General features: G+C 37.3%; 26 protein-coding genes. 3 read left to right on the top strand and 23 right to left on the bottom strand.

Annotated features, from left to right (window positions below):
* Positions 1–234: 234 nt before the first annotated feature.
* The 3 genes from AB3M96_RS16200 to AB3M96_RS16190 all read right to left on the bottom strand — a co-directional run bounded on the left by AB3M96_RS16200 (position 235) and on the right by AB3M96_RS16190 (position 3869).
* A complete protein-coding gene (locus AB3M96_RS16200) occupies positions 235–1011 on the bottom strand; it encodes a DUF2268 domain-containing putative Zn-dependent protease (RefSeq protein ID WP_412968674.1) in 777 nt (258 codons plus the stop codon).
* 618 nt (positions 1012–1629) lie between these two features.
* The gene (gene fabF / locus AB3M96_RS16195; protein WP_412968673.1) at positions 1630–2868 is read right to left on the bottom strand and encodes a beta-ketoacyl-ACP synthase II; all 1239 of its coding nucleotides are present in this window, start codon (positions 2866–2868) and stop codon (positions 1630–1632) included.
* A 68-nt stretch (positions 2869–2936) separates the two neighbouring features.
* A complete protein-coding gene (locus tag AB3M96_RS16190; protein WP_412968672.1) occupies positions 2937–3869 on the bottom strand; it encodes a beta-ketoacyl-ACP synthase III in 933 nt (310 codons plus the stop codon).
* A 381-nt stretch (positions 3870–4250) separates the two neighbouring features.
* Between AB3M96_RS16190 and AB3M96_RS16185 the strand changes: the two genes are divergently transcribed.
* Positions 4251–4547: a hypothetical protein gene (locus tag AB3M96_RS16185; RefSeq protein ID WP_412968671.1), complete on the top strand. Its 297-nt coding sequence runs from the start codon at positions 4251–4253 to the stop codon at positions 4545–4547.
* A gap of 39 nt (positions 4548–4586) precedes the next feature.
* Here AB3M96_RS16185 and AB3M96_RS16180 read toward each other — a convergent pair whose 3' ends face one another.
* The 3 genes from AB3M96_RS16180 to AB3M96_RS16170 all read right to left on the bottom strand — a co-directional run bounded on the left by AB3M96_RS16180 (position 4587) and on the right by AB3M96_RS16170 (position 6991).
* On the bottom strand, positions 4587–5543 hold the full coding sequence (locus AB3M96_RS16180; protein WP_412968670.1) for a BMP family ABC transporter substrate-binding protein: 957 nt from the start codon (positions 5541–5543) through the stop codon (positions 4587–4589).
* A 90-nt stretch (positions 5544–5633) separates the two neighbouring features.
* A complete protein-coding gene (locus AB3M96_RS16175) occupies positions 5634–6179 on the bottom strand; it encodes a hypothetical protein (protein ID WP_412968669.1) in 546 nt (181 codons plus the stop codon).
* Positions 6180–6265: 86 nt separating this feature from the next.
* Positions 6266–6991, bottom strand: a complete 726-nt coding sequence (locus AB3M96_RS16170; protein WP_412968668.1) for a hypothetical protein — start codon at positions 6989–6991, stop codon at positions 6266–6268.
* A gap of 151 nt (positions 6992–7142) precedes the next feature.
* Here AB3M96_RS16170 and AB3M96_RS16165 point away from each other — a divergent pair, with 151 nt between their 5' ends.
* Entirely contained in the window at positions 7143–7331 is a 189-nt protein-coding gene (locus AB3M96_RS16165) for a YjzD family protein (RefSeq protein ID WP_412968667.1), read from the top strand.
* A 42-nt stretch (positions 7332–7373) separates the two neighbouring features.
* On the opposite strand, the gene AB3M96_RS16160 is transcribed toward AB3M96_RS16165, so the two are convergent.
* The 13 genes from AB3M96_RS16160 to AB3M96_RS16100 form a co-directional block, all read right to left on the bottom strand.
* Complete coding sequence (locus tag AB3M96_RS16160) at positions 7374–7553, bottom strand: YjzC family protein (RefSeq protein WP_412968666.1); 180 nt, start codon at positions 7551–7553, stop codon at positions 7374–7376.
* 111 nt (positions 7554–7664) lie between these two features.
* Positions 7665–8624 carry an ornithine carbamoyltransferase gene (argF, locus tag AB3M96_RS16155; RefSeq protein ID WP_412968665.1) on the bottom strand — a complete coding sequence of 320 codons (960 nt, stop codon included), beginning with the start codon at positions 8622–8624 and terminating at the stop codon, positions 7665–7667.
* Positions 8621–11746 (bottom strand): carbamoyl-phosphate synthase (glutamine-hydrolyzing) large subunit, encoded by a 3126-nt coding sequence (carB, locus tag AB3M96_RS16150; protein ID WP_412968664.1) that lies wholly within the window; start codon positions 11744–11746, stop codon positions 8621–8623. The genes argF and carB overlap by 4 nt, the downstream gene beginning before the upstream one ends.
* Positions 11739–12815, bottom strand: a complete 1077-nt coding sequence (locus AB3M96_RS16145; protein ID WP_412968663.1) for a carbamoyl phosphate synthase small subunit — start codon at positions 12813–12815, stop codon at positions 11739–11741. The genes carB and AB3M96_RS16145 overlap by 8 nt, the downstream gene beginning before the upstream one ends.
* A 124-nt stretch (positions 12816–12939) precedes the next feature.
* Complete coding sequence (gene argD, locus AB3M96_RS16140) at positions 12940–14091, bottom strand: acetylornithine transaminase (RefSeq protein WP_412968662.1); 1152 nt, start codon at positions 14089–14091, stop codon at positions 12940–12942.
* Positions 14091–14867, bottom strand: a complete 777-nt coding sequence (argB, locus tag AB3M96_RS16135) for an acetylglutamate kinase (protein WP_412968661.1) — start codon at positions 14865–14867, stop codon at positions 14091–14093. The genes argD and argB overlap by 1 nt, the downstream gene beginning before the upstream one ends.
* Before the next feature lie 10 nt (positions 14868–14877).
* The gene (argJ, locus tag AB3M96_RS16130; RefSeq protein WP_412968660.1) at positions 14878–16107 is read right to left on the bottom strand and encodes a bifunctional ornithine acetyltransferase/N-acetylglutamate synthase; all 1230 of its coding nucleotides are present in this window, start codon (positions 16105–16107) and stop codon (positions 14878–14880) included.
* Positions 16108–16170: 63 nt separating this feature from the next.
* Complete coding sequence (argC, locus tag AB3M96_RS16125; protein WP_412968659.1) at positions 16171–17214, bottom strand: N-acetyl-gamma-glutamyl-phosphate reductase; 1044 nt, start codon at positions 17212–17214, stop codon at positions 16171–16173.
* A gap of 283 nt (positions 17215–17497) precedes the next feature.
* Positions 17498–17896, bottom strand: coding sequence for a respiratory nitrate reductase subunit gamma (locus AB3M96_RS16120; protein WP_412968658.1), 399 nt, complete (start codon positions 17894–17896; stop codon positions 17498–17500).
* Between the two features lie 721 nt (positions 17897–18617).
* The gene (gene moaD / locus AB3M96_RS16115; RefSeq protein WP_412968657.1) at positions 18618–18851 is read right to left on the bottom strand and encodes a molybdopterin converting factor subunit 1; all 234 of its coding nucleotides are present in this window, start codon (positions 18849–18851) and stop codon (positions 18618–18620) included.
* Positions 18848–19321 carry a molybdenum cofactor biosynthesis protein MoaE gene (locus AB3M96_RS16110; protein WP_412968656.1) on the bottom strand — a complete coding sequence of 158 codons (474 nt, stop codon included), beginning with the start codon at positions 19319–19321 and terminating at the stop codon, positions 18848–18850. The genes moaD and AB3M96_RS16110 overlap by 4 nt, the downstream gene beginning before the upstream one ends.
* A complete protein-coding gene (gene mobB, locus AB3M96_RS16105) occupies positions 19318–19833 on the bottom strand; it encodes a molybdopterin-guanine dinucleotide biosynthesis protein B (RefSeq protein ID WP_412968655.1) in 516 nt (171 codons plus the stop codon). The genes AB3M96_RS16110 and mobB overlap by 4 nt, the downstream gene beginning before the upstream one ends.
* Positions 19818–21086 carry a molybdopterin molybdotransferase MoeA gene (locus tag AB3M96_RS16100; RefSeq protein ID WP_412968654.1) on the bottom strand — a complete coding sequence of 423 codons (1269 nt, stop codon included), beginning with the start codon at positions 21084–21086 and terminating at the stop codon, positions 19818–19820. Before AB3M96_RS16100 ends, mobB begins: the two co-directional genes overlap by 16 nt.
* A 401-nt stretch (positions 21087–21487) precedes the next feature.
* Between AB3M96_RS16100 and ric the strand changes: the two genes are divergently transcribed.
* Positions 21488–22195 (top strand): iron-sulfur cluster repair di-iron protein, encoded by a 708-nt coding sequence (gene ric / locus AB3M96_RS16095; RefSeq protein WP_412968653.1) that lies wholly within the window; start codon positions 21488–21490, stop codon positions 22193–22195.
* Positions 22196–22279: 84 nt separating this feature from the next.
* Here the strand turns inward: ric and AB3M96_RS16090 are convergent, their stop codons facing one another.
* The 4 genes from AB3M96_RS16090 to AB3M96_RS16075 all read right to left on the bottom strand — a co-directional run bounded on the left by AB3M96_RS16090 (position 22280) and on the right by AB3M96_RS16075 (position 26332).
* Positions 22280–23458, bottom strand: a complete 1179-nt coding sequence (locus AB3M96_RS16090; protein WP_412968652.1) for an MFS transporter — start codon at positions 23456–23458, stop codon at positions 22280–22282.
* 190 nt (positions 23459–23648) lie between these two features.
* Positions 23649–24236, bottom strand: a complete 588-nt coding sequence (locus AB3M96_RS16085; protein WP_412968651.1) for a DUF1404 family protein — start codon at positions 24234–24236, stop codon at positions 23649–23651.
* Positions 24237–24249: 13 nt separating this feature from the next.
* Positions 24250–24855 carry an SCO family protein gene (locus tag AB3M96_RS16080; protein WP_412968650.1) on the bottom strand — a complete coding sequence of 202 codons (606 nt, stop codon included), beginning with the start codon at positions 24853–24855 and terminating at the stop codon, positions 24250–24252.
* Positions 24848–26332 carry a cbb3-type cytochrome c oxidase subunit I gene (locus tag AB3M96_RS16075; RefSeq protein ID WP_412968649.1) on the bottom strand — a complete coding sequence of 495 codons (1485 nt, stop codon included), beginning with the start codon at positions 26330–26332 and terminating at the stop codon, positions 24848–24850. The genes AB3M96_RS16080 and AB3M96_RS16075 overlap by 8 nt, the downstream gene beginning before the upstream one ends.
* Positions 26333–26348 lie beyond the last annotated feature (16 nt).

Below are 26348 nucleotides of genomic sequence, written 5' to 3'. Positions count from 1 at the left end.
ATTAGAATAATATTATAATTGCAAGACAATTTTTTATATTCCTCGACAGTTTTTGTCGAAATCCTTATGTATCAAGGCTTTAACACACTAAAGTTTTTGTTAATATTCTATATTAAGTTATTTCAATATATTTTTAAAGTTATATTAAATTAAAATATTCTAACAACTCTGTCCCGTTTTTATTGAAAGTAGTATTTCAAGAAATAAAAACACTGACCAAAATGATCAGTGTTTTTACTCATATAGAAACTCTTTCGAATTCATTCCTATAACATCCTTAGTTCTTAGATTGTTATTATTTAAGTATTGTTTTACTAGGTAATAGCCCGCGCAGTAACCAGCCATCTTTGGATAAAAGCCTTTTCCGTATAAAATTGCATGATGCTTCCGATCAGAAACTTCTATATTTTTATTCGGAATGATCATTCGTTGTACTATTTCCTTTATCCGTTCTTCTGAATAATACTTGGTCCATTCAGCAACATTTTTTTCACCAAACCGTTCTTTAACAGCATTCTCTGCAATTCCTTCTAAGATGACTGTATCCAGCAAATTATATTTCGACTCGGTTTTTTTATATTTAGAAAGGCGGCATACATGGTTGTATTCGTGGGTTAATACTGCCTTGATTTCACCTGATGAATTGTAATTTGAGAAAAACAAGAATAATTTATCATTAAAAGCAAGTCCAGACTTTCCATTGAACTCTGTTTTTATTTTCGGATTTGTTTCGTCTGCAGGGAAAATAAAAATAGGTACTGATGGTCCTCCCCATTCTTTTTGTAATAGGTTATACTCCTTTTTCGCTACCGCCCACACATCTTTTGGTAGGCTGTCCAAAGGAGACTTCTTTCTTTCCTCAATTGGTCGATACATACCATGTGACCTTAAATACGCATATATTTCACGTGCTGAGGTTCCTCTTGGAAAATACGATCTTACGTTTTTACAGAGTTCAATTGGATTAGTATATAACTCTTGTAACCATTGATTTGTCTGAACGACTCCCATTCTCACACTTCCTTCCTTTAACCTATTCATAGGGTATTCATTGAAGGAAATTTGGCGCTAGGTATTTGTAGGATGGAGGGATTGTGGCATCGTAGGAGATTATAATCGATACTATTATTTAAAAAAAAACATATTGATTCTAACTTCTAACCCTAAAAGATTTTATTAGGAATTGTATTCAATAGTTGATTTATAGTTACTGAGTCTGGGTGTGATACTGAGTTTGGGTGTAATATGGATTACGGATTCTATGAGAGCTTTAAGTTACCAAGTTTAACGATCATATCAGTTTTCGGGCTCTATAAACGCTTTATAATTACCGTTTGTTGTTCATTACTGTTTTCGGGCTTTATGGACGCTTGGTGGTTACCGAGTCGAGAACGTTACAGAATTCGTGCTTTTTAAGCGTATTCAAGTATCGAGTATGTATGTCCCATTTACAGAAAAGTATGTCCCACCTAAGCCCACAAATGTACCATTCGGCCAATTATATCACCCACTTTCCCATAGATACCCAACTCTTACTAGATACCTATTTAAACTGCTTAGTAAAAACCAGTTACTAATAAACAACAAAACAGTCACCATGATATCCTCAAAGTGACTGCTTCAAATTAATTATTCATATTTTTTAAAGATTAATGTTGCGTTATGTCCACCAAATCCAAGCGAGTTACTTAGTGCAGCTTTTACTTCCTGCTTTCTAGATTCGTTTGGTACATAGTCTAGATCACATTCTGGGTCTGGTGTTTCATAGTTGATTGTCGGCGGGATAATGCCTTCTTCAATTGCTAAGATAGAAAAGATTGCTTCTACTCCACCAGCAGCACCAAGTAAATGTCCTGTCATTGATTTTGTAGAGCTAACAGCAAGCTTGTATGCATGTTCTCCAAATACTTCTTTAATAGCTGCTGTTTCATATTTATCATTATAATCAGTGCTAGTGCCGTGCGCGTTGATATAATCAATATCAGATGGTTGTAAACCTGCATCTGCAATTGCTTGGCGCATTGCACGTGCTCCACCTTCTCCACCTGGGGCTGGAGCTGTAATATGATAGGCATCCGCAGTTGCACCATATCCTACAATTTCAGCATAGATATGAGCACCTCGTGCCAATGCATGTTCTAATTCTTCAATAACTAAGATCCCTGCTCCTTCACCCATTACAAACCCATCACGGTTCATATCAAAAGGACGGCTCGCAGTTTTAGGGTCTGGATTTAAGGAAACTGCTCTTGCGGAAACAAAGCCTGCAAATGACATATTTGTTAACGGTGCTTCGGTACCACCAGTAATCATTACATCTGCATCACCACGTTGAATGACCTTGAAGGCATCTCCGATTGAGTTTGTTCCAGTCGCACATGCAGTTACTGTACATGTGTTAATTCCTTTTGCTCCAAGTGCAATGGATACTTGTCCTGCTGCCATATCAGGTATCATCATTGGGACATAAAATGGACTTACACGACGATAGCCTTTTTCTAGAAAGATTTTATGCTGTTCCTCATGTGTTTCCATTCCACCAATTCCAGAACCAATCCATACGCCTACACGTTCTGCATTTTCATCATTAATTGTTAGATTTGCATCTTTTACCGCCATATACGAAGCAGCTAATGCGTATTGCGTAAATCGGTCCATACGTCTAGCTTCCTTTTTATCCATAAAGTCCTCAGAATTAAAGTCCTTTAACTCTGCAGCAACTTTTACAGGTAAACCTTCTATTGAAATTCGAGTTAGTGGTCCAATACCCGAAACTCCATTTTTAGCATTTTCCCATGTTGTTTTTGTATCATTACCTAAAGGTGAGACAGTACCTAGTCCTGTGACAACTACACGTTTTTTTACCATTTCTTCTTCTCCTTCCAATCATATAGATTCTATTCGTTTGTTCTTATTCTGTAAATTACACCTTAGATTTAGCGGCCCCATCTCATTGCGATAGCACCCCAAGTTAAACCACCACCAAAACCTACCATTACAATTACGTCATCTTCTTTTATTTTTCCTGCTTCTAAATCCTCCACAATTGAAATTGGAATAGAAGCTGCTGATGTATTTCCAAATTTATCAACTGTTTTTGACATTTTTTCAACAGGTAATTCAAGACGTTGTCTTGATGCTTCCATAATTCGAATATTAGCTTGGTGAGGGATTAAATAATCCACGTCATCTTTAGTTAATCCAGCTTTTGTTAAGACATTTACACTTGATTCACCCATTTGTCTAACAGCGAATTTAAAAACCTCGCGTCCATTCATAATGATGTATTCATCCTGATATAAGTGTTTTCCGCCAGTTCCATCTGCTCCAAGCTCAAAGGACAGAATTCCTCTTCCTTCTGATACAGTACCAAGGACCGCTGCCCCAGCACCATCACCAAAAAGAACTGCTGTGTTACGGTCATCCCAGTCTGTAATTTTTGATAGCTTTTCAACACCAACTACTAAAATATGCTTATATGTTCCATTTTCAATAAACTGTTTTCCAGTCACAATCCCATACATAAATCCAGCACATGCAGCACTAATATCCATAGCCGCCGCATTTTTGGCTCCTAATCTTTCTTGTATCATACAAGATACAGAAGGAAATGGTCTGTCTGGAGTAACGGTTGCAACAATAATCATATCTAGTTGCTCTGCTGTTATCCCAGCATTATCAATTGCCTTTCTTGCTGCTTCGTATGCCATGTCAGAAGTATCTGTATCGTCATCTGCAATTCTTCTTTCCTCTATACCAGTTCTCGTGCGGATCCATTCATCTGATGTATCCATCACCTTTTCAAGGTCTTTATTTGTTACAACCCGCTCAGGAATGAATCTACTTATACCAATAATTCCAACGCTCATATATACATCTCCCTTTAATAATGAAAAGCGCAAGCGCCTAATATTGTGCGTCCACTAATTTCCGCCACGTCCTGTGGAAACGTGACGCCAGCACATCCGTGTACAAGTCAGACAAGCGTTATTGGCGCTGGAGCTAGACATAGAAAATTAAGTTGATAAATTTTACTTTTAATAACCACTTACTTTTATTATCAATTATTATGACTTGGTACTAATTTTAATTCATTTTTGTTTTCTTATCAACCATGAAGAAATTTTTTTGTCAGAATCCGCATATATCTAACACTTTTGTGATACATGTCTATCTCAATATTACATTTGTTTCATATTTATATAGAAGAAAATAGAAAGTTGTAAACTAATTAAAAGTTGGTGATAGGATTGACACAGCATCAAGAAGATAAGGAACCTATTGATTCCATTAATAGCGAGGAGTCTACCCATTCAACTGACCCTTTTGATCGCTTAATGTTCGGTAATGGTAACCGTAACCGCTCCCGCTCTTCTTCACGTTCAAACAAACAGGAGGAAGTTGCAGATTCAACTGAGATGTTAGGAGATCAAGTAGATTTTGCCCAACTTATGAAACAAGCAGATGATATTATGACTTCGATAAACAAGATTAAACCTGTTTTTAAAGATCTTTCTCCATTACTTGATTATTTTCGAAAAAAGTAGAAAGCTATCACCGTAATAGTGATAGCTTTCCTTTTTCTTTTATTGAGAAGGTAAATTACCAGTCTCTTTATATTCTTCTATGTAATTATTTAATTCCTCTTGAAAAGCTTTATCAACTTTTGGGCTAAATTTTCCCATTGAGATTACATCATCTTGGAAATCGAAGTATAGAGTTCCAGAATCAAGTTCTCCTTTGTTGTATTGGTTCGCTACCAATAAATAGAGCTGGTCTACGTGTTGTACTGTGCTAGTTAACACCGTTTCTTGACCCAGGTCTGATTGATCAGAGACAAAACCAATTGCATAAAGGCCTGCTTCCTTCAACTTCTCAATAACAGGAACATTGTACCCATCACCTGCCGGGTAGATTACATCAATACCTTGAGCAATCATCTCATCCGCAATAAGTAATGCCCTATCCACTTCATCCCAGCTTTGTACATAATCAATTTCTACGTCTACTTCATTATTTTGAAAGTAAGCTCCTTCATAAAACCCACTAATTTCAGGTTGCCACTCGTAAGCAGCAATAATCCCGACCTTATTGGTATTTGTTGCTTCTCCTGCAACCATTCCTCCGAAAAAGCCCATCGCATGTGCTTCAAAGTTTAGGCTTGTCACATTCGGCTTTCTTGTATTTCCGTTAAAGCAGATAAAATGAACATCTGGGTACTCATCTGCAAAAGAATTAAAGTAGGCTGCATATTCGCTACCATGCCCAAAGATGAAGTTAACACCTTTATTAACAAAATCCTCAACAGCTTGTTTAGCAGCCGCTTCGGTTGCGATGCCTTCTTTATAAAATACGTCTACTTCAAGCTGGGACTGTATTTGTAACAACCCTTTATAGCCTTTCGTTCCCCATACCTGATCATTTATCGTATCAGGAACAAGTAACCCTACTTTCTTAATTCCGCTCTCAGTTGCAGGTTGTCCACATGCTGTTAGACTTACCAGTAGCATCGAAAGTAGTACCCATTTTATCATTTTCTGCATTTCTACAACTCCTTTTAAACCTACGACACAACAATCCTTCTATATACTCTATACCCTATTTTAGTTTATTTTGGACATGTTTGGAAGTACTTATAAATTATTATATTTTGTAAGCCATTCTTTATGTTCATATACCTTATCTAATCCCTCTTGTACACTAGTACCTGAGAAATTGATAAAGGTAAATAAAAATGTACCCTTTGGCTCTTTCATTAATCTATGCTCCATAAAGCTATTCTTTATATTAAGTTTGTTGTACCATTGTTCATCCAACTCATCTTCATTTCCAAACGAACATTTATGAGTAGAAACAAGTATGAACTTTGAATTGTTTCTACTACAATGCTCTAGTAATTCTCGTATCTCTTCGTCTTTATTCTCATAACATCCGATCCAAGAATAAACAAACAGATCTGTGTCATCCACTTGTAATTGACCATCCCTCAACAGATTCGTATCATAGTTAACAAACGTGAAATAGGCATTGCGCCCAATTCGTAGCATGTTATTCTCCTCAGGACTACCCTCTCTTGGTTCAAAATCAATTCCAACGACCTCAATTTCCTGATTCAGCATATGCCGGCATAACTGATAACCTACAAACGAGAAAGCTCCATAAATAATTGCCTTCTTCATATTCACAACTCCCCTATTTATTGTTACAGTATCGTATGCATGCAAACAGTGTAATAGTCCCTATTCTTCACAGAAACAAGGGACTATTACAGTTCATCTTCATTTTCAGATAAAAATTGAGTAATTGATTGACCATAAACTTTCGCATTTTCACCAATATGGTAACTTAGGGTAATTTTTTCATTTTGATATTTTCTTCCATGAATACTTGGAAGGTATGTTTTTTCATTTGTACTTTGCCATATTTTAATTGACTTACTCGGAGAATATAAGTTGACTTTAGGTACAAGTTCCTTATAATGTGCTTCTACTTCCTTATCTGTTATTTTATACGCATTAGCTAATTCCTTAATAAGCTTCTTATAAAAGAACTTATTATTTCTTTCATTCTCTATATGGCCAATTAAATCAATACAAGGGTTTAATAATGCAACAGATCTTATTTTATCATCCATCTTATTCATTAGTTGAATGGCGGCTAGAGCACCCATTCCTTCAGCTAAGACATGGATTTTATGATTTAGAATTTCTTGTTTCATAATAATATGATATAACTGGGTACTCATTGTTAGGGAGTCTGGGTTTCCCCAGTTAGTTCCGTATAAATTAGAATAGAAAACCGTATACCCTTTATCCATTAGTAATTTCAGCATTTGCGCTCTTGCATAGTTTTGTATCCAGAAGCTTGAGTCCTCTTCAACAAAATTGTTTTTATCGCCAATTATTAATACACCAAAGCCATTTGGCCGTTCAGGCAAATGAACGACTGACCATTGTGTACCTATCTTAAAAAAACGCTGGTTTCGACTCATAATCCTCTCTCCTATAACTGATTCATTGCTTCATTAATACTGTATGTTTTATAAAGTAAGATGAAAGGGAGGAACGCCTACGAAATATCTTTTCTTATCGCTTACAATTGTGGTAAACTAATTACAGATTGTGTTTAACGAGGTGAAAATAATGCGCTATTTTTGGACATTCTTTTGGACATTCCTCTTAATCCAAATGGCATCTTATGTTATTGGAGCGATGCAGGGGGCTACATATAGTTTTGCTACTGCTTCAGTAGTAGCTGTGATTGTTACAGCACTTATTATCATTTTAGGTGCAGTTATTCCAAACGAACCTGTAGAGGATCCACATCATTAAAAATCAAAAAAGACCCGATTTGGGTCTTTTTTTCACTTCATATTAAGGTTTTCTTTTGTATGTCCATTTGCGGTTATGATTCGAAGTCTCTGGAAATGGATCACCAGCATTTAACTTAACACTCTTTGGATTCTTCACCATATCGCCTTGCTCTCCAATTTCCACATAAATCCCGTTATTAGGTGCTTTATGACCTGAGCGAAATTCATGACTTTGCCCCATGATTAGCCTCCTTTTGGTTAATAGTACATCCTTACTATTCCCACTATTGATTCAAAACATGAGAGGCTAATTGGGACATTAGAGAATCGGTTCGCACATACTTTGCTCTTTTTAAGCTAATAATGTCTTTAATACTGCTTTTTGAACATGTAAACGGTTTGCAGCTTGCTCAAAAACAACTGAATGAGATCCGTCGATAATTTCTTCGGTTACCTCTTCTCCACGATGTGCAGGTAAACAATGCATAAAAGTATATGAATTTTTTGCTATTGAGACAAGCTCTGCGTTAACTTGATACTGCATAAATACCTTAACTCTCTCTTGTTGTTCCTTTTCTTGCCCCATACTTGCCCATACATCGGTATAAATAAAGTCAGCATCTTTCATGGCAATCTCCGGGTTATGACTAACCTCGATTTTCGCACTTGTTTTTTTGGCTATTTCTTTAGCTGTTTGAACGATTTCCATCTTTGGTTCATACTGCTCTGGACAAACAACTGTACAATTTAGCCCTACTTTTGCAGCACCAATTAAAAGTGAGTGAGCAACATTATTTCCATCCCCGATGTATACAAGCTTATTACCTTTAAAGGTTTTCTTCAGCTCATATATTGTTAGCAAATCCGCTAGTGCTTGGCAAGGATGATAATCCTCTGTTAATCCGTTTATAACAGGAATACTTGCATGTTTAGCCAATTCTTCTATTTTTTCATGTTCAAAAGTACGGATCATGATTGCATCCACATACTGGGATAGCACCTTTGCTGTATCGGCAATCGTCTCTCCTCTTCCTAACTGAAGGTCATTGCTATTTAAAAATAAAGCATTGCCTCCAAGTTGAAGCATACCGGCTTCAAAAGAAACTCTTGTACGTGTTGAAGGCTTTTCAAAAATCATGGCAAGTGTTTTCCCTTTTAAACAAGAGGTTTCTTCCCTTTTTTGATGGGCTTGCTTTAATTCCAATGCTAGGTCTAATAGGTCAAAGATTTCATCCTGAGACAAATCTATGAGTGTTATAAAATCCTTCCCCTTTAACGTATTCTTTTTGCTCTGTTTCCAAACTGCTGTCATTTGGTAACCACTTCTTTCTTTTGGGTATAAGTACTTCTTCGTTCTTGAATAGACATGACCGAAAATGATGAGTTTCGATACGCCCTTATAAATGCATATAAAGTCTCTAATTGCGTAAATACTTGAATTCTTTTTTGATTAGCTTGTATTTTGTCTCTTTTTGCTTGGGAATCATTTTTCAGGCTAACAAGTGCCAGTGCACTTTCACTTTTTACCCATTCGGAAAAGGTAGCTCTATGTTGTAAAGATAAGCCAACCTCCTCTATGGAAGCTTGGAGGCCTTCAGGTACTACGTCTACATCAATAAATATCTCAGTTGCTTTGGGCTTTGATAAAAGATAACTATGAAAGACCTTTGTTAACGCCTCATCAATAGTTTCAGCAATGCATATTCCTTCTCCTGTAGATTTCATTTCTGGCCCAACTGTTGGGTCCCCCATTAGTTTGTAGGTTGAAAACACAGGGTATTTAACAGTAAAGTACGGCAAGTCTGTCATCAACCCAAATTTTGCTGAGAAGTCTGTTAGTTTTTTTCCTAATATAAGCTTTGTTGCAATTTGTATCATCTGGATTCCTGTTATCTTACTTACTACTGGAACTGTACGACTTGCACGTGGATTTACCTCTAGCACATAGATATTGTTGTTATCTACTACAAATTGGATATTCATAATTCCTTTAAACTGTAGTTCCTGTGCGATTGTTTTTGCATAAAAATAAATCGATTGTTTATCTTTTTCAGCTAACGAAATAGCTGGGATGATCGCATGGCTATCTCCAGAATGCACACCCGCTTTTTCAACATGTTCAATAATAACTGGGATAAGAACTTCTTCTCCATCAGATAGTAAATCTATTTCAATCTCTAACCCCGGGACATAAGCGTCTAGTAAAAGTGGAAACGAATGAGTCGGTATATTTTTAACAAAGGCTGTCAGTTGCTCTTCATTGTTCATCACATGCATTCCTTTGCCTCCAATTACATAGGACGGTCTTAGTAATAGTGGGTAACCTAATAGGGCAGCTTTTTGCACTAATTCAGCTCCATTGGAAGCAATTTCACCTGGCAAATGGGGTATGTTTGCTTTTTCTAGTAACTGATAAAAGCGATCTCTGTCTTCTAATTGATCTATCACATCATGGCTAATTCCAACAATCGAAACGCCAGCCTCTTCTAGCCCTTTTGCTAAATTAATCGCTGTCTGACCACCGTACTGGACAATTACTTTGTCTACATTTTCCGCATCAATAACATTTAACACATACTCAATTGTTAGAGGCTCAAAAAATAACTTATCTGCAATTTCAAAATCAGTACTTACGGTTTCAGGATTATTATTCATCAACAATGTTTCATAGCCTTCATCCTGAAGCGCAAGTATCCCATGAACTGAGCTATAATCAAATTCAATGCCCTGACCGATTCGAATTGGCCCTGAACCTAAAATCAGTACCTTTGGTTTATCCGAAACATCAAGTTCACTTTCTCCATAGTAGCTGGAATAATAATAAGCAGTTTGTGCTGTAAACTCACCAGCACAGGTATCAACACATTTATAGCTTGGGAGAACTCCCATTTCTTTACGTTTTTGACGAATCTCCTTCTCTTCGATATCGCATAAAAACCCTATATATTCATCGGAAAATCCTACTTCTTTTACTTCCTTTAAAAAGTCAACTGTCATTTCATCTAATGTCTTATTTCGAATTTCTTTTTCAGTTTGTATTAAATTTTCAAAGGCTTGTAGAAAATAGTAATCGATGTTTGATAGGGAATGAATTTCTGTAGTGTTAACTCCTCTTCTTAAAAGTTCTAAAATAGCAAAGAACCTCTCTTGGTGTCCTACTTGAACTAATTCAACTAACTCTTCGGTCTTTTTGCCAACAATAGTCTGTAGATATAAGCTTTCATTCTCGCCTTCTAAAGAATGTACAGCTTTTTGTATGGCGCTTTCTAAGTTTCGATCAATAGCCATGACCTCACCAGTTGCTTTCATTTGTGTACCTAATACATTAGGAACGTCACTAAATTTATCAAATGGAAAGCGCGGGAACTTTACAACCACATAGTCTAACGCTGGTTCAAAACTCGCAAATGTTTTACCTGTAACTGGATTAATCAACTCATCAAGCGTATACCCCACTGCAAGCTTTGCTGCCATTTTAGCAATTGGATATCCTGTTGCTTTTGATGCTAACGCCGATGAACGACTTACACGTGGATTAACTTCAATTAAATAATACTGTTTACTATTTGGATCTAATGCAAATTGGATATTACACCCGCCCACAATTCCTAATGCTGAAATGATTGTAATAGAAGCTGTACGTAGCATTTGGTATTCTTCATCCGTAAGCGTTTGAGATGGCGCAACTACAATTGAATCACCAGTATGAATACCTACCGGATCTATATTTTCCATGTTACAGATCGTAATACACGTACCCTTTTTGTCTCTCATAACCTCGTATTCTATTTCCTTATATCCTGCAATACTCTTTTCAATTAAACATTGAGTAATCGGGCTTTCGGACAAACCATTCGTTGTTAACTGAAGTAGCTGCTGTGTATCGTGAGCAATGCCTCCTCCTGTTCCCCCCAATGTGTATGCAGGTCGAATAATGACTGGAAAACCTACTTGTTTTACAAATGATACTGCTTCCTCAACTGTTGTAACAATTTCACTATCAGGAACTGGTTCTTTCAGCTCATTCATTAAGCTTCGGAAAGCCTCTCTGTCCTCTCCTTTTTTAATAGAAGCAATCGGAGTCCCTAATACCTTTACATTGTATTTATCTAAAATTCCCTTTTCATAAAGGCCAAAGGCTAAGTTTAATCCTGTTTGGCCGCCAAGTGTAGCGAGTATTCCATCTGGACGTTCTTTTTCAATTATTTTCTCAAGACTTTCTATTGTTAATGGCTCAAAATAAACCAGATCTGCATTTACTTCATCTGTCATTATGGTTGCTGGATTATTGTTTACTAAAATAACCTTATACCCTTCTTCTCGCAGTGCACGACAGCCCTGAGTACCTGAATAATCAAATTCCGCAGCCTGCCCGATAACAATGGGTCCTGATCCAATGACTAGTATTGATTGTATTGTAGAATCTTTAGGCATATAATTTTTCTCTCCTAATTTCACAGTGATTTTGTATAAATTCGTCAAAAATCCAGCTGCTTTCTACAGGACCTGGGTGAGCTTCGGGATGGAATTGGACTGTTAATATTGGAAGACTTATATGAGACATTCCTTCAATGGAACCATCATTGCAATTTTTAAAACGTGCTTTTAAACCTGTGTTTTTCAAGCTTTCTTCATCTACCACATAACTATGGTTTTGTGAAGTAATGTAAACTTTCTTATTTAACAAATCGGAAACAGGTTGATTTGCACCTCTATGACCAAATTTCAGCTTTTTCGTATCTCCCCCTAAGCTTAACGCTACTAATTGATGACCTAAACAAATCGCAAGTGTAGGGTATTTCTCAATCACTTTTTTAATCGTAGGTATATAATTTTGTAGAGTTTTAGGATCCCCTGGTCCATTTGATAGAACGATTCCATCGGGAGAAAGCTCTTTAATTACTTCGTATGAAGTTCCATACGGGACAACAGTTACTTTACAGCCTCTGTTTAAGAAAGCATCCAAGATTGATTTTTTAAAACCAAAATCAACAAGCACGATGTGATTTTCACCAGTACCAAACGTTTGAATTTGTTGACTTGTTACTTCACTAACTGGATTAGTAAAAGGACTATATAGTTCCTCATTAGTTTCGGTTTGTTGCGAAATAACGGCTTGCATAGTTCCTTCAGTGCGAATTCTTTTCACAACGCCACGGGTGTCGATATGTGTAAGTAAAGGGATATTCCATTTTTCAAGATACTGCTTCAAAGAATATTTTGCTTTATAATGTGAGAAGGTATCTTTTGTTTCATACACAATAACACCCGCAACATGTGGTTTTTTACTTTCAAAATCAAATTCATTTATTCCATAGTTTCCTATGAGTGGATACGTAAACACTATTATTTGATTTTTATAGGAAGGGTCGGTTAATACCTCTTGATACCCCGTCATTCCTGTAAAAAACACGACCTCTCCATTTATAAAAGTCGTTTGATTTGTCGTAAATAGTGTCCCTTCAAAGCTTTCACCATTTTCTAAATGTAAGTAGCCTTTCATTGCTCCACCTCGTATTTTTATTTACACAAATGTATTTTTATGCATTAATAAGTAAAAAAAATTCATTTTTCCTGGCAGGTCTATATTAATAAACCTGCCAGCATTCAACACTCATAACTGAGTTTTATACAATATACTCAGTAACAAGTGTACTTTTTATTATATTGACTGCCTGATCTAACTGTTCATAAGAAACAGTCAATGGAGGTAATAATCGAATAACATTTGGTCCTGCCGGTAAAACGAGTAGTCCATCGTTTCTTAGGGCAGCAATTGCCTCTCCTGCATCAGTTTTACAGACAATTCCCAGCATTAATCCCATACCTCGGATCTCTGTTACCCATTCTTGATTTTCTAATGCCTTACTTAGTTCTTGTTTCAGGTATGCACCTTTTTCTACTACTTCTTCTAAAAAGCTATCTGTAAAAATGGTTGCTAATGTTGCTTTAGCTGCAGCAAGTGAAATAGGATTTCCTCCGAAGGTTGATCCATGGGAACCCGGTCCAAAAGTTTCCTTAAGTTTTGCCTTGCCCAACATTGCTCCAACAGGCAAGCCACTACCTAACCCTTTTGCAACCGTTACAATATCAGGTGATACTTCAAAATGCTGATATCCAAAGGCTTTCCCTGTTCTACCAATACCTGTTTGAACTTCATCAATGATGAATAATGCCTCATAATCCTGGCAAAGCTTTTCAATTGTTTTTAGAAAACCAGCAGTCGCTGGAACAACTCCACCCTCACCTTGCACAACCTCAACCATAATTGCAGCAACTGAATCATCCATTGTTTGTTCTAAGGTTTCACAATCATTAAAAGGAAGGTAGACAAACTCATGTAAAAGAGGGCCAAACCCCTTGTGAATTTTTTCTTGACCAGTTGCAGCCATTGTTCCAAAGGTTCTCCCATGGAATGATTGCTTAAAGGTAATCACCTTCGATTTTTGTGTATACTTTCGCGCTAGTTTTAAAGCAGCTTCATTTGCCTCAGCCCCACTATTGCAGAAAAAAACAGCATCTAAATCAGAGTTACTTACTAACTTCTGTGCAACTTCCTGCTGAATATCTGTGTGAAACAAATTGGACACATGCCAAAATTTTTCTAACTGTTTCTGAACTGATTCAACAACAGCAGGATGTCGATGTCCAAGATTACACACAGCAATCCCTGATACAAAATCTAAATATGATTTTCCGTTCTTATCAATAATGATTGCACCCTCTGCAGATTCAACAGTAACATCCCATCTAGCATAGGTTGGAAAAAGCGCATCCATTATACCACCTCAAGTTCCTTAACAATTTTTGTTCCTTTTAAGCTACCGTCCATTGCTACTAAGGAATCTTTTCCATTGATAATTGTAATTTCGTGTAGACTTCCGGTCTCAAGGGCTGAGAGTGCTGCTTTGACCTTTGGAATCATGCCCCCATATATCGTGCCTTCTTCTATTAATTCACGAACAGTAGTTGTCGAAAGGGCAGGTAACACTTCACCATTTTTCATAATTCCGTCTACATCTGTAACAAACAGTAAGTGTTTGGCTTCCAATGCAATTGCAACGCTGGCCGCTGCTGTGTCTGCATTTATATTAAACTTTGAAAAGTTCTCATCAATCCCAATTGGAGAAATAACCGGAACATAATCCAACTCTAACATTTGTTGTAAAAACTGTGTATTTACCTTTGTTACTTCCCCAACATATCCGAGGGATTCAAGGTCAATTGGTTTCACCTGTAATAGTGATCCATCGCAGCCTGAGAGCCCAACAGCTTGAATTCCCGCCTTTCCAAGTAGGGAAACAAGCTTTTTATTAACTGTCCCGGATAATTTCATCTCAGCAACATCCAGCACTTCAGACGTTGTCTTCCGCAATCCATTTACAAATTCACTTTCAATAGAAAGAGAAGCAAGCATTTGACCAATTTCAGGGCCTCCGCCATGAACGATAACTACTTTATAACCATTATTCTTCAACTCTTTAATACTTGTGAAAAAGGAATCTGAAAGCTCTGAGAGGATGCTGCCTCCACATTTAATTACTATGGTGTCCATAAGATCCTCCTTACGTACGATAGCTTGCATTGATTTTGACATAATCATAGGTTAAGTCACAGCCCCATGCAGTTCCGAAGCCTTCTCCCAAATGAAGGTCAACAGATATGACGATATCAGGACTTTGTAGATACTCCTTTGCAAGCTCTTCCGAAAATGCAACTGGCTGACTTCCTTTTAGCATTTGAATCGATCCGATTGAAATATCAACACTATCTGGATTTACAGTAGCGGAACTATGTCCGATTGCTCCTATAATTCTTCCCCAGTTTGCATCTGCACCGTAAATCGCTGTTTTCACAAGGCTGGATCCAACAATTTTCTTTGCAATAATCCTTGCCTCGTCATTTGAAGCAGCACCAGCAACATTCACTTCTACTAGTTTAGTAGCACCTTCACCATCTCTCGCAATTTGCTTTGCTAAGTCTTCAAAGGTTGATTGCAGAGCAGTTATAAATTGGTCCCATTCTGGATGCTCAGGTGTGAGTGTTTCATTTCCAGCTAAGCCACTTGCCATCACTAACACCATATCATTCGTAGATGTTTCACCATCTACCGTTATTTGATTAAATGTTACATCAGTAACAGATTTCATAGCAGTTTGTAATGTTTCTGAATCAATATTTGCATCTGTAGTTACAAATCCAAGCATTGTCGCCATATTCGGATGGATCATACCTGAACCCTTTGCAGCTCCAGCAACAGTTATTGTTTTCCCATCAATCTCTGTTTGATAACATGTCTTCTTCATAACAAGATCTGTGGTTAAAATAGCCGTTTGGAATGCCTCTGCTGCTTCATTGCTAGAAGTAGGTTGAAGCATTTTAATCCCGCTTTTTATTTTATCCATTTGTAATAGTTCACCAATTACTCCAGTTGAAGAAACCGCCACCAGATGATCCTCGATTCCGAAATGCGCTGCAGTTTCAGACCTCATTTCATAGGCATCCAACAAGCCTTGTTCACCTGTACAAGCATTCGCGCATGCACTATTAATAACAACGGCTTGTAATTTATTCTCCACCGCAATACTTGCCTTTGTTACCTTAATAGGTGGTGCTTGAAAGTGACTTTGCGTATACACTGCCGCACAGCTTGCCGGAACATCACAAATAACTACACCTAAATCTTTCTTTGCATAACGTAACCCCGCATGAACACCAGCCGTCTTGAATCCCTTTGGAGTAATAATTGAACCTTCTTCTATTTTTACAATTTCAATATCTTTCGTATCTAACAAGCAAAGTCACTCCTTTTTAATAGAAAAGCGATCTAAGAACAAGATTTATAACATAATCTCACCTTATGGAAATAGCGGGACTAGTTGTAATCCTGTCATTTCATCTAATCCAAACATCAGGTTCGCATTTTGAATTGCCTGACCTGCTGCTCCTTTTACAAGATTATCAATAACAGAAACAATCGTAATTCGTTGCGTTCGAGGGTCGAACGCTAGACCTATATCACAGAAATTCGTTCCGTACACTTCTTTTGTGGATGGAAAGTTTCCTATTTCCCTGATTCGAACAAATGGTGAATCTTCATAACTTGTTTTATATAATTCATGCAAACTTTCTAATGTAGTAGTATTTGCTGAATTACTATTTACATAAATAGTTGACATGATACCTCTAGTCATCGGAACAAGATGTGTGCTGAAGGTAACAAAAGGAACTTCATCATCCCATCCTTTCAACGCCTGTTCAATTTCGGGTATATGCTGATGACGATTCACTTTGTAAATGGAAAAGTTGTCATTCGATTCTGCATAATGTGTAGTTCTTGATGGGCTTTTGCCAGCCCCGGAGATACCAGATTTTGCATCAATGACGATTGATTTCTCATCAATTAGTTTATTTTGAACCAACGGTGCTAGACCCAATAGGGTAGCTGTCGGATAGCAACCCGGGTTCGAGATAAATTTGCTATTCTTAATATCTTCTTTATTCCATTCAGATAAGCCATATATAGCCTGGTTTATATCCACTTGCTTTGGCGCAGGATGCTTATACCACTCTTCAAAAGTAGCAGGATCCTTGATTCGATAATCACCAGACAAGTCAACAATTTTCACATCATGCTTAAGTAACTCTGGTACAATCGTTGTTGAAACCCCTGAGGGAGTTGCGATAAATACGATGTCAACCTCGCTAGCGAGTTTCGGAATATCAATGCTTTCTAATGAATAGTTTGCTAGACTAGTTATATGTGGATAGACCTCTGAAAGCTTCATACCTGTCTGAGATGAAGAATGCACAGAGTGAACGTGTATATTGGGATGATTAGCCAATAATCGTAGTAATTCAATTCCACTGTAGCCGGTTACTCCAATAATAGCTGCCTTCATTGCGGCCTCCTTGTAAATTAATTTTAGAAATATGTATCATTATAAGTCCGTATAAAAATAAAATCAATTGCATTTTTATAAAAATATCAAGTGTTTAGTTGGACAAACGCTTGTGTGATGGGAGATTACGAGAGTTATAGTTAGGGTAGACAAAATTCCTTTTATACCGAAAAACTCCAGGATGTTTATCCAAGGAGTTTTCTAATTGTATTTATTTGGGGTTCTCTTTTTTAAAAAATGTATTCTTTAGTCTTTCTTAACTGCCAATGTACTTTTTGTTACCTTACCATCTTACAACAAGGTTCTCCTCATTTTCTTCTATTTCTAATACGACTTGCTTATTGAAGGGAAATCCCGTAAATGGTAGCAATAGTAGAATAGCAAATAATGAAAGGATATGAAGTAGTGCTAAAGGTGATATAGTATACATCATCTCAATCTGAGGATTCATGGTAAGAAGTCCTTTCGTCCACGAAAGGATAACTGTCAAGTCATTGTGTAATGTAAGCAGTATGACCGTTCCAGTCCCTGCAAATAATAATAAAAAGAATAAGAAGAGATGATTTATTCGTTTTGAACGATTTTTATCTTTACTTCTATCTCTCCAAATCATTCCCATTATAATGAGCAGCACTACTGTATATGGAATTATCATCCAAAGTATCATATCAATTAACTTCATTATTGTTCACCCTTATTCATTACAGATATTTTAAGTAGGAATTAAATCCTTAACCGATATTTATATTGTAATGTTTGAAGAATCTTCACACTGTGATAGATATCACAACTATGTCACACTTTCGTCAAAAAATAGTCAAAAACAAGAAAAGTGCAAGCGCCTTGAAAAAAGGGACATCGACTAAAATCCGCCACGTCCTGTGGCGAACGTCGATGTCAGCACATCCTCGAAAATGCTACGCATTTTCTTCGTGCGATGTCTATGCTGTCGTAGTCTTCCTTGTCCTGTGCAAGTCCGACAAGCGCTGGCCGGCTAATGTCGCCACGTCCTTATGTCTTCGCCGGCACTAACACGTCCTGTGCGTCGGAACCCTGACTTGTCCAGCTTCAGCGGCTAGAAACTCGAGAAATTTCAACTCCTCCGTCAGAGGCAAAAGACGCCTCTTTTGTCGGAGTCTCCAATTTCCTCGTTTCTGACCAAGCCGCTTCAGCATTTCAGTGAGGAGGCTCGAAAAAAAGCAAAGCTTTTTTCCTGTGAGGATTAACCTCACGAAGCATTCCTTAGTGTTGCCGCCGCAGGAGGGGTGAAGCGACCTCGAGCTGCTTAAAAGCAGAGCTTTTGCGCAAGATACTCGAAGAAGCTAATTCAGGTTGAAAAACTGGCTAGGCGCTGGAACTAGACATAAAAAAACCACCTATATAGGTGGCTAATAATTCCCCGTTTATCCTCCACTTACCGGAGGAATGAGGGCAACGATATCTCCTGCTTTTATTGCATCGTCTTCATTCGCATATTCTTCATTAATTGCAAACATAATTTGGTCAAGGTTTTTTAACTGGTACTCCTCGGCAAGTTTCTTCTTCAATGTAGAAATTGTCATTTCATTAGCCTCGATTGTTATTCGTTCCGTACCCGCCATTTCCTGTAAATGAGCGAAAAACAGTACTGTAATCATACCAAGTCCTCCTTTTCCGGTTGGCCGGTTGGATATTGCTTCGTTTCTAGCTGATCACCAATCCACATTTCCCCATCTTCCCAGTGCTCTTTTTTCCAAATCGGTACAATTTGTTTGATTCTTTCAATTGCATATTCATTTGCTTCGTATGCATCTTTCCGGTGTGGCGTGGATACAGCAATTACTACAGCTATTTCTGAGATATCAAGTCTACCAATTCGATGCGTAATCGCAGTTCTGGCATCTGGCCATTTTTCGGAAATCTCATCACCTATTTGGGCAAGTTTTTTTTCCGCCATCGGGACATACGCATCATACTCGAGATAGAGAGTCTTCTTACCTTTTGTAAATTCACGTACAGTTCCTGTAAAAGTTGTAACCGCACCGGCTTCCCTTCTAATAACCTTATTCGTTACCTCTTCTATGTTAATAGGTTCTTTTGTAATCTTAAAAAATTCATTCTTGTTCATTCATTTACCTCACTACTTCTAACTAACCAATTTAGATACGTTTTTTCATCTTTTATGTTAAATAAAGGATATTGACTCTCGATTTGGATCCAAGAGATGACTGCCACGATGTTTTTCAATGAAGAAAGTAATTCTACATCCTTTTCTTCTCGAATCATTATGACTTTTGGATAGTCTTCATTTTTATAACCTTCAACAAGTATCATATCATGTTCGAAGAAGCTATACAGCTTTATAAGCTTATCAAGTCTCCAATCAGTCGTTATCGCTTCAATTTGAAGAGATCCTCCACCTTCAACACCTGACAACACAGCGCCAGCTTTTCTATGTCGAACTGAATCTTTCATTATATGTAATGAATCAAGCCCTGTATTGTGACCATGATGCTTTAGAGTTGCAACCTTTAACCCATTTGCAGTACCTGTTTGGACTAACTTTTCTACAAGTGTGGTTTTCCCGCTGTTTTGAAAACCGACTATTTGTAAAATCGGATACATTATGTCCAAGGCCATGTACTTCCTTCCTGATCCTCTAAAAATAGCGCATCAACTTCCATACCTTTTTCAAACCCTCGTGTGCCCCCTGGTAAAATCATCAATGCGTTCGCACCAGCAAGAGAGGACACGACATTTGATTTATCCAATCCACTAGGTGTTACCGTAACCTTACCTGCCTCAAATCCAAGTTTACTTCTAACAAAACGTGAGAATGGATTTGGTTTTGGAAAGTCAGCATTGAGAGTTGCCTTTACTTTTAATAAATGTGGATTCGTTGCAAATAAGCTTGTCCGAACTACTGGTCTTACTAGCAACTCAAAACCTACATAGCATGCAGAAGGATTACCAGATAAACCAAATAGAAGCTTGCCATTTAATTGTGCAACGGTTGTAACACTGCCCGGTCTCATTGCGATTTTATTAAAAAGTACTTCTGCACCTAACTTTTCATAAATTGCCGGGAGATAATCATAATCCCCAACAGATACTCCACCTGTCGTAATTAGTATATCAACCTGGTCAATTGCGCTTTTAATCGCTTCAAAGCACAAATCAAAATCATCTGTGAGCTTGCCAAGATATTTTGGTTCTCCACCCGCTCTTTCTATTTGTGCACTTACCATATATGCATTGCTATTTCTAATTTTACCGGGAACAAGCTCCTCACTTACATCCAGTAGCTCCGTTCCCGTTGCATAAATACCGATTACAGGTTTTCTTGCAACAGGTACCTGATGATAGCCAAAAGTGGCAAGTAAGGCTTTTACACCGGGATTAATATGAGTACCTTTTTTCACTAAAACAGTACCTTTTGCAGTGTCTTCACCTTGAAACGAAACATTATCTCCCGATTTAAACGGACGCTTGATTGACATATATTTTTTTCCATCTCGCTCATATTCTGTTGTTAATTCTAACATAACCACAGCATCACACTCAGTAGGCATTTGAGCTCCAGTCATAATTCTGACTGTCTGGAAAGCTTCTACCTTTTTGGTGGCCACTGCCCCTGCACCAATTCCTTCTATCACTTCAAATTCAACTGAATTATCCAGACCTGCCTGCTCGGTGTCAATAGCTCGAACGGCAAAACCATCATATGGAGAACGGTTAAAATGAGGTACATCATGATCAGCAATTAAATCTTCTGCTAAAAACCTGCCAAAACAGTCATCTATCGAGATTATTTCCTTTTCTCCATGACTTGCATATTTCATTACTCTCGAAACTGCCTCTGAAACTGGAATCGGCGTTCGTCTTTCAACCATACTATTCAACTCACTTTATCTACTTTTTTCCTATTGTAGTATATTTGCCATAAAAGGACTACTTTCTTGCTGACATCCCATTCAATTTGAATAATTCATTCTACTAATATGATCTTTAACAACCCTTCGAATCTGTACTATATTTTCTACTTTTGAAACTTGAATCTATCTTTTATTAGCCTTTATAAACCAAGTCTTGTATTACCAAACATATAACCCCAACTTGTCTGACCTGTTCATAATGTAATGGTACCAAACAACGATTAATAGACAGTGTGAACAATATCACTATTGCAACAGTAATTTTCTTGTTATGTGTGATACGAATCACCACATTTTAGACTGGAACAAGATATCCTTTACGTATAGTGATATTTAAGCAATTTTAGGAGGTAGAAAAAATGGTACAAACATTTACTGAAGAACATATAATTGGTGAAATTGTTACTGAATTCCCTAAAGCTGGTGACCTTTTCAAATCATATCGTATTGATTTCTGTTGCGGAGGAAATCGTCCTTTACTAGAAGCTATTGAAGAAAGAAACCTTTCAAAGGATGAGATACTTTCAAAGCTTAATACCCTTTATGATGAAATGAAGGCATTAAATGAAACAGGCATTGACTGGAAAGCTGCTAGCTATTCAGAGTTAATCGACCATATTATTAATAAGCATCACCGTTATTTAAATGAGGAATTACCACAACTTAGCCCGTATGTAACAAAGGTTTTACGTGTTCACGGTGCACAGCATCCTCATTTAGTAAGAGTTCATTCATTATTTAGCCAATTACGAACAGAGCTTGAACAACATACAATCAAGGAAGAAACAGATTCATTTCCATTGATTCTTCAGTTTGAAAAAGATCCGTCTGAAGAAAATCATGACCTAGTAAAAAAACACGTTTCAGAATTAGAAGATGACCATGATGGAGCTGGAGCAATCATTAAAGAAATCAGAGAAATTACAAATGACTTCCAACCACCACTAGGAGCATGTGGAACGTATCGCTTAGTATACCAACGTTTAGAAGCATTAGAAGCAGACCTATTCCAACACATACATTTAGAAAACAACATCCTGTTCCCTCGAGCAGCTGCTGGAAATTAATGAATGCTGAAAAAGAGCTGAATTGGATTCAGCTCTTTATTTGTGAGAAACCAAAATTAGTGGAGAAAACTCTCCTCTATTTTCTTACGCAAGGTCCAATTCATATGCTTTTTGTTTTTGCTTATTATCAAAGATTACCTTGTTTATTAATAGGCATACAACAGCCAACACTGCTAATAAGATAAATCCTAAAATATAGTTGCCAGTCATGTCTTTTACAATTCCCATTAGGATCGGTGGGAAGAAACCACCCAGGCCACCCCATGCTCCAACTATACCAGTCACAGCACCAGTTTCTTTTGGAAATAACTGCGGAACAAGCTTGAAAACCGAACCATTACCTAAACCAGCCATCACCGCAATAAACAGACAGGCAATTGTCATAATGATTATACTGTTCATACCGATGACAATAGTAGTTGCACCAATTGCAAAGCCGATATAGACAAAGGTTAGGATTTTCCCAGCACCGATTTTATCAGCTAAAATACCGCCAACTGGTCGTATGAAAGTTGCGACTACAACAAATCCAGCTGCACGCAGTCCAGCATCAACTGGTGTAAGACCATATAAGTCAGTTAATAAAGAAGGTAAATAAATACCTAATGCTACAAATGATCCAAATGTTAAAAAGTAAAACAGTGAGAGTGTCCACGTATTTTTGTATTTTAAAACTGATAGCGCACTTAACATTGTTTTTTGCTCAGTTGGTTTTGGTGTTTCCGGTGTAAAGAACCAAATCATTACCATCATAATGACAACTGGAATTATTAATCCCCAGAATGCCCATTGTACACCAAATGAAGCTGCAATCGTCGGGATTGAAAAACCTGCAATGGCTGTTCCGATATTACCCATTCCGTTAATTCCTAGTGCTGTCCCCTGCTTTTCAGGAGGTGTTAACTTTGAAACAAATGCAATTGATATTGCAAATGAAGTTCCCGCCATTCCGATAAAGAATGCCCAAAACATTAACGATCCAATACTGTTAGCAAAGCCTGCACCTATTAACGGAATAATTAAAAATGCGAAAAGCATCGTAAACATCTTTCTTCCACCGTAACGATCCGTAAGGATTCCAAGCGGAATTCGCATGACAGATCCCAATAATACTGGAATCGCTACTAAAATACTTTTTTGCGTTGAAGTTAGTCCATACAATTCTTGAAAGGTACTTGCAAGCGGAGAAATAACCGACCAAACCGCAAACGCAAAAGCCATCCCAAATGTTGTAATAGGTAACACTAATTTTTGTTTATTCATATGTTCCACCTCATAGTGAAGTTTAATTTGTTATCACTATATTAGGAGGTGGCCAGATTAAATTTTGTGATGTTTATCACACTTTTTCTTCATTTCAAATTTTCGTCAAAACTTTTTGACTGAATATTTACGTTATCAGATTTCACTTGACGTCAAACTTAATTTGATTGTAAGGTCAGTAAATTTTGTCTCAAGATGATTTATTTTTTATTACAGGTACGGTTTGCAACGGTATGAAAACACGCACTACTAGAGATAAACATAGCACCAATCCCACAATGAACAAAGCACTTCCCAATTGTTGCTGAGCAGTTACTAAATAATTGTTACATAGTCTTACAGGAGAAGCTGTATAGAGCCAGCTCATCACAAAAATCATGGAAATACCATTCCCCCATATAAACGCTTTGCTTATGGAGCCAAGCAACTTCCAGCTATAAAACAAAGTTACACCAGCAATTAATGGTAGAGTGGTATATTTCAAAACTTCCATGAAAGGTGAATTGACTGCTGCATCAATCGACCTGGGAAGGATCCAGAACGTTACTACAGATAAAGTAACTAGTATCCCGGCAATACCATTTTCATTAAAATAGAGGACAGTATTTTTCCATTTACTTGGAAGTCCCTTACCTATGAAATATCCACTACAAACTAAAAGTGGGATTTGAACCAACATTGTTCCAATCATACTCGACTCTAAAAGTGATTTCGTATACGGAAATATAACAATAAGAATGACCACAATACCTATTATGAGATGTCGAAGTTGATACATGAAAGTCACCTACTTAGAATAAGAAAGAATCAAGATATTCAACTACCTTCTGAGGTGTTTGATAGTCGAAAATATTAGTAAGTTTTCCGTCAGGGTTAATTACATAAAAAGCAGAATTGTGTTCATATCCACCAAATTCATTAGGAATCACAATCACTTCGAGTGCATCTAACACTTTTTCGAGTTCAATCTGGTCTTGGATTGTTGTCATTCTCCACAGTTCACCATCTGCTCCAAAGTGATTTGAATATGTCTTTAATGTTGTCGGAGTGTCTTTTTCAGGATCAAAACTAATACTTAGCAAAACTACCTCTTTCCCTAGTACATTTTTAGGCAAAGCCTCATAGATTTGTGCAAAATTACTTTCCAAGACCGGACATACATCTCCACAGGACGTATACATAAAGGTTAAAAGTAAGTATTTTCCCTTGAAATCGTTCAAATTTAAACTTTCACCATTTGAATCTATAAGAGTTGCTTGCGGAAGTTGAGGCTGTTCATCCTCCAACTCAAGTATACGTGCAGCCTCTGCTGTAAATGCACGAAAACCATCCGTCCCTCCCCAAAGCAAACTAACACCTGCCACAATTGCAGAAATGATTCCAATGATATTACGCACGGTGACTCGGACCAATCTTCTCTTCGAACCGACTACCTAATGATCTTGAATAATTCCAAAAACGAACCACAAATGTTGTAACTGCTAAAATTACGAAGATACCAAATACAGCACCCATACGGTCATATTGAATCCACTCGGGGAAATGCTCCGCCCACCTTCGCGGTGCACTTACTTTTCCTGAGAAAAGGAATGATCCACATAGTCCTAAGAAGAACATGACATAAACCCAGAAGCTAATTCCATCTAATGCTGTTTCTTTTTCCTTACCGCTTTCTTTAGCTAAGTAATACATAAATCCAAATAACATCGCTGTTGCCCCCAGCCCCATATACATATGAAAATGACCCGGTACCCATTTTGTATTGTGCATAACATGGTTGATTACAATGGTTGCATCAACAATTGCCGGTACAACTCCAAGAACCCAACCAAACATTGATAGAAAGATAAATGATGAAGCGATATCCCATTTAATACCTGAACGGTAAACAATCATAAGTGCGCCGTATGCAGTTACCACTAATACCGGTAATCCATTTGCATATGATAATGCCTGTCCCAAAATGATCATCCACTTAGGCATTGCAAAGTCCATTAATAAATGATGAGGATAGATTATAATTGTAAATAACGTAGAACAATTCCATGCAATTAAGAATGGACGATTGGCTTTCCAAGGACGATTTGTATATTTGGATAGAATCTCGTAAACTGCGATAACTCCCATATATATAATTGAATTAGCAAATATATGTCCAAATGCATATGTTAGGTTTTTTGCCAACAAGGGATCTATCGTAATCGTTGGAATAAAGATATTAATTAAACTCATCACTAGAACAGTTGCTCCAGCTAATAATGCTGTAATATTAACAATTGACACCATTGTACTTGCAACAACTGCAGCTGGCGGCCCATAGCCTTTTTCCTTTCCAAAAACAATCGACCAACCTAAACCTCCGCCTAAACTGCCATATTGTTTAATAATAGCTCTAGCAACATCTAAATATAGTAATAAAAAGCCAACACCTATTAATAGCATTCCGAATAAATAAAGAACAGCACCTTCAACTGCCCACCCACCAGCAGAGATAGCAGGTAATGGATATAGGAAAGTCCATCCTCCAGCGAAACCAAAAACAAATATCCCGATTAATACCAATATTACGCCAACAATGAAAAAGAGAAAGTTAGCAATAAAGATGCTCTTACTTAACTGAACATACTTACTTAGGAAGTACCACATAACTGCCGCAGCTGCCAACGCTGAGGCACCTACCATCCCTGTTCCGTGGACAGTTAACACTTCATAAAATAGACCTGGATCAATATTAATCATCTTACCTTGTGCCAGCAGCATGAGTACTCCGAACACCATCATCAATAAAATGAAAAGACTTCCTGTTAAAAGATACAGCACAATCGTCCGATTTTGGGAGGAATTAATTGCTCCCTTTGAATTAATTACAGACATTTAAAAATTCCCCCTC

This window comes from Ferdinandcohnia jepli (assembly GCF_047246645.1).
In the GTDB taxonomy this organism is placed as follows: Bacteria; Bacillota; Bacilli; order Bacillales; family Bacillaceae_L; genus Ferdinandcohnia.
This window is presented reverse-complemented; position numbering and strand designations above follow the sequence as displayed.

What these genes read in the sequence shown, in the direction of transcription:
- AB3M96_RS16200 (WP_412968674.1), bottom strand. Translation starts at nt 1,011, where the DNA reads ATGGGAGTCGTTCAGACAAATCAATGGTTACAAGAGTTATATACTAAT.
- fabF (WP_412968673.1), bottom strand. Translation starts at nt 2,868, where the DNA reads ATGGTAAAAAAACGTGTAGTTGTCACAGGACTAGGTACTGTCTCACCT.
- AB3M96_RS16190 (WP_412968672.1), bottom strand. Translation starts at nt 3,869, where the DNA reads ATGAGCGTTGGAATTATTGGTATAAGTAGATTCATTCCTGAGCGGGTT.
- AB3M96_RS16180 (WP_412968670.1), bottom strand. Translation starts at nt 5,543, where the DNA reads ATGCAGAAAATGATAAAATGGGTACTACTTTCGATGCTACTGGTAAGT.
- AB3M96_RS16175 (WP_412968669.1), bottom strand. Translation starts at nt 6,179, where the DNA reads ATGAAGAAGGCAATTATTTATGGAGCTTTCTCGTTTGTAGGTTATCAG.
- AB3M96_RS16170 (WP_412968668.1), bottom strand. Translation starts at nt 6,991, where the DNA reads ATGAGTCGAAACCAGCGTTTTTTTAAGATAGGTACACAATGGTCAGTC.
- AB3M96_RS16165 (WP_412968667.1), top strand. Translation starts at nt 7,143, where the DNA reads ATGCGCTATTTTTGGACATTCTTTTGGACATTCCTCTTAATCCAAATG.
- AB3M96_RS16160 (WP_412968666.1), bottom strand. Translation starts at nt 7,553, where the DNA reads ATGGGGCAAAGTCATGAATTTCGCTCAGGTCATAAAGCACCTAATAAC.
- argF (WP_412968665.1), bottom strand. Translation starts at nt 8,624, where the DNA reads ATGACAGCAGTTTGGAAACAGAGCAAAAAGAATACGTTAAAGGGGAAG.
- carB (WP_412968664.1), bottom strand. Translation starts at nt 11,746, where the DNA reads ATGCCTAAAGATTCTACAATACAATCAATACTAGTCATTGGATCAGGA.
- AB3M96_RS16145 (WP_412968663.1), bottom strand. Translation starts at nt 12,815, where the DNA reads ATGAAAGGCTACTTACATTTAGAAAATGGTGAAAGCTTTGAAGGGACA.
- argD (WP_412968662.1), bottom strand. Translation starts at nt 14,091, where the DNA reads ATGGATGCGCTTTTTCCAACCTATGCTAGATGGGATGTTACTGTTGAA.
- argB (WP_412968661.1), bottom strand. Translation starts at nt 14,867, where the DNA reads ATGGACACCATAGTAATTAAATGTGGAGGCAGCATCCTCTCAGAGCTT.
- argC (WP_412968659.1), bottom strand. Translation starts at nt 17,214, where the DNA reads ATGAAGGCAGCTATTATTGGAGTAACCGGCTACAGTGGAATTGAATTA.
- AB3M96_RS16120 (WP_412968658.1), bottom strand. Translation starts at nt 17,896, where the DNA reads ATGAAGTTAATTGATATGATACTTTGGATGATAATTCCATATACAGTA.
- moaD (WP_412968657.1), bottom strand. Translation starts at nt 18,851, where the DNA reads ATGATTACAGTACTGTTTTTCGCTCATTTACAGGAAATGGCGGGTACG.
- AB3M96_RS16110 (WP_412968656.1), bottom strand. Translation starts at nt 19,321, where the DNA reads ATGAACAAGAATGAATTTTTTAAGATTACAAAAGAACCTATTAACATA.
- mobB (WP_412968655.1), bottom strand. Translation starts at nt 19,833, where the DNA reads ATGGCCTTGGACATAATGTATCCGATTTTACAAATAGTCGGTTTTCAA.
- AB3M96_RS16100 (WP_412968654.1), bottom strand. Translation starts at nt 21,086, where the DNA reads ATGGTTGAAAGACGAACGCCGATTCCAGTTTCAGAGGCAGTTTCGAGA.
- ric (WP_412968653.1), top strand. Translation starts at nt 21,488, where the DNA reads ATGGTACAAACATTTACTGAAGAACATATAATTGGTGAAATTGTTACT.
- AB3M96_RS16090 (WP_412968652.1), bottom strand. Translation starts at nt 23,458, where the DNA reads ATGAATAAACAAAAATTAGTGTTACCTATTACAACATTTGGGATGGCT.
- AB3M96_RS16085 (WP_412968651.1), bottom strand. Translation starts at nt 24,236, where the DNA reads ATGTATCAACTTCGACATCTCATAATAGGTATTGTGGTCATTCTTATT.
- AB3M96_RS16075 (WP_412968649.1), bottom strand. Translation starts at nt 26,332, where the DNA reads ATGTCTGTAATTAATTCAAAGGGAGCAATTAATTCCTCCCAAAATCGG.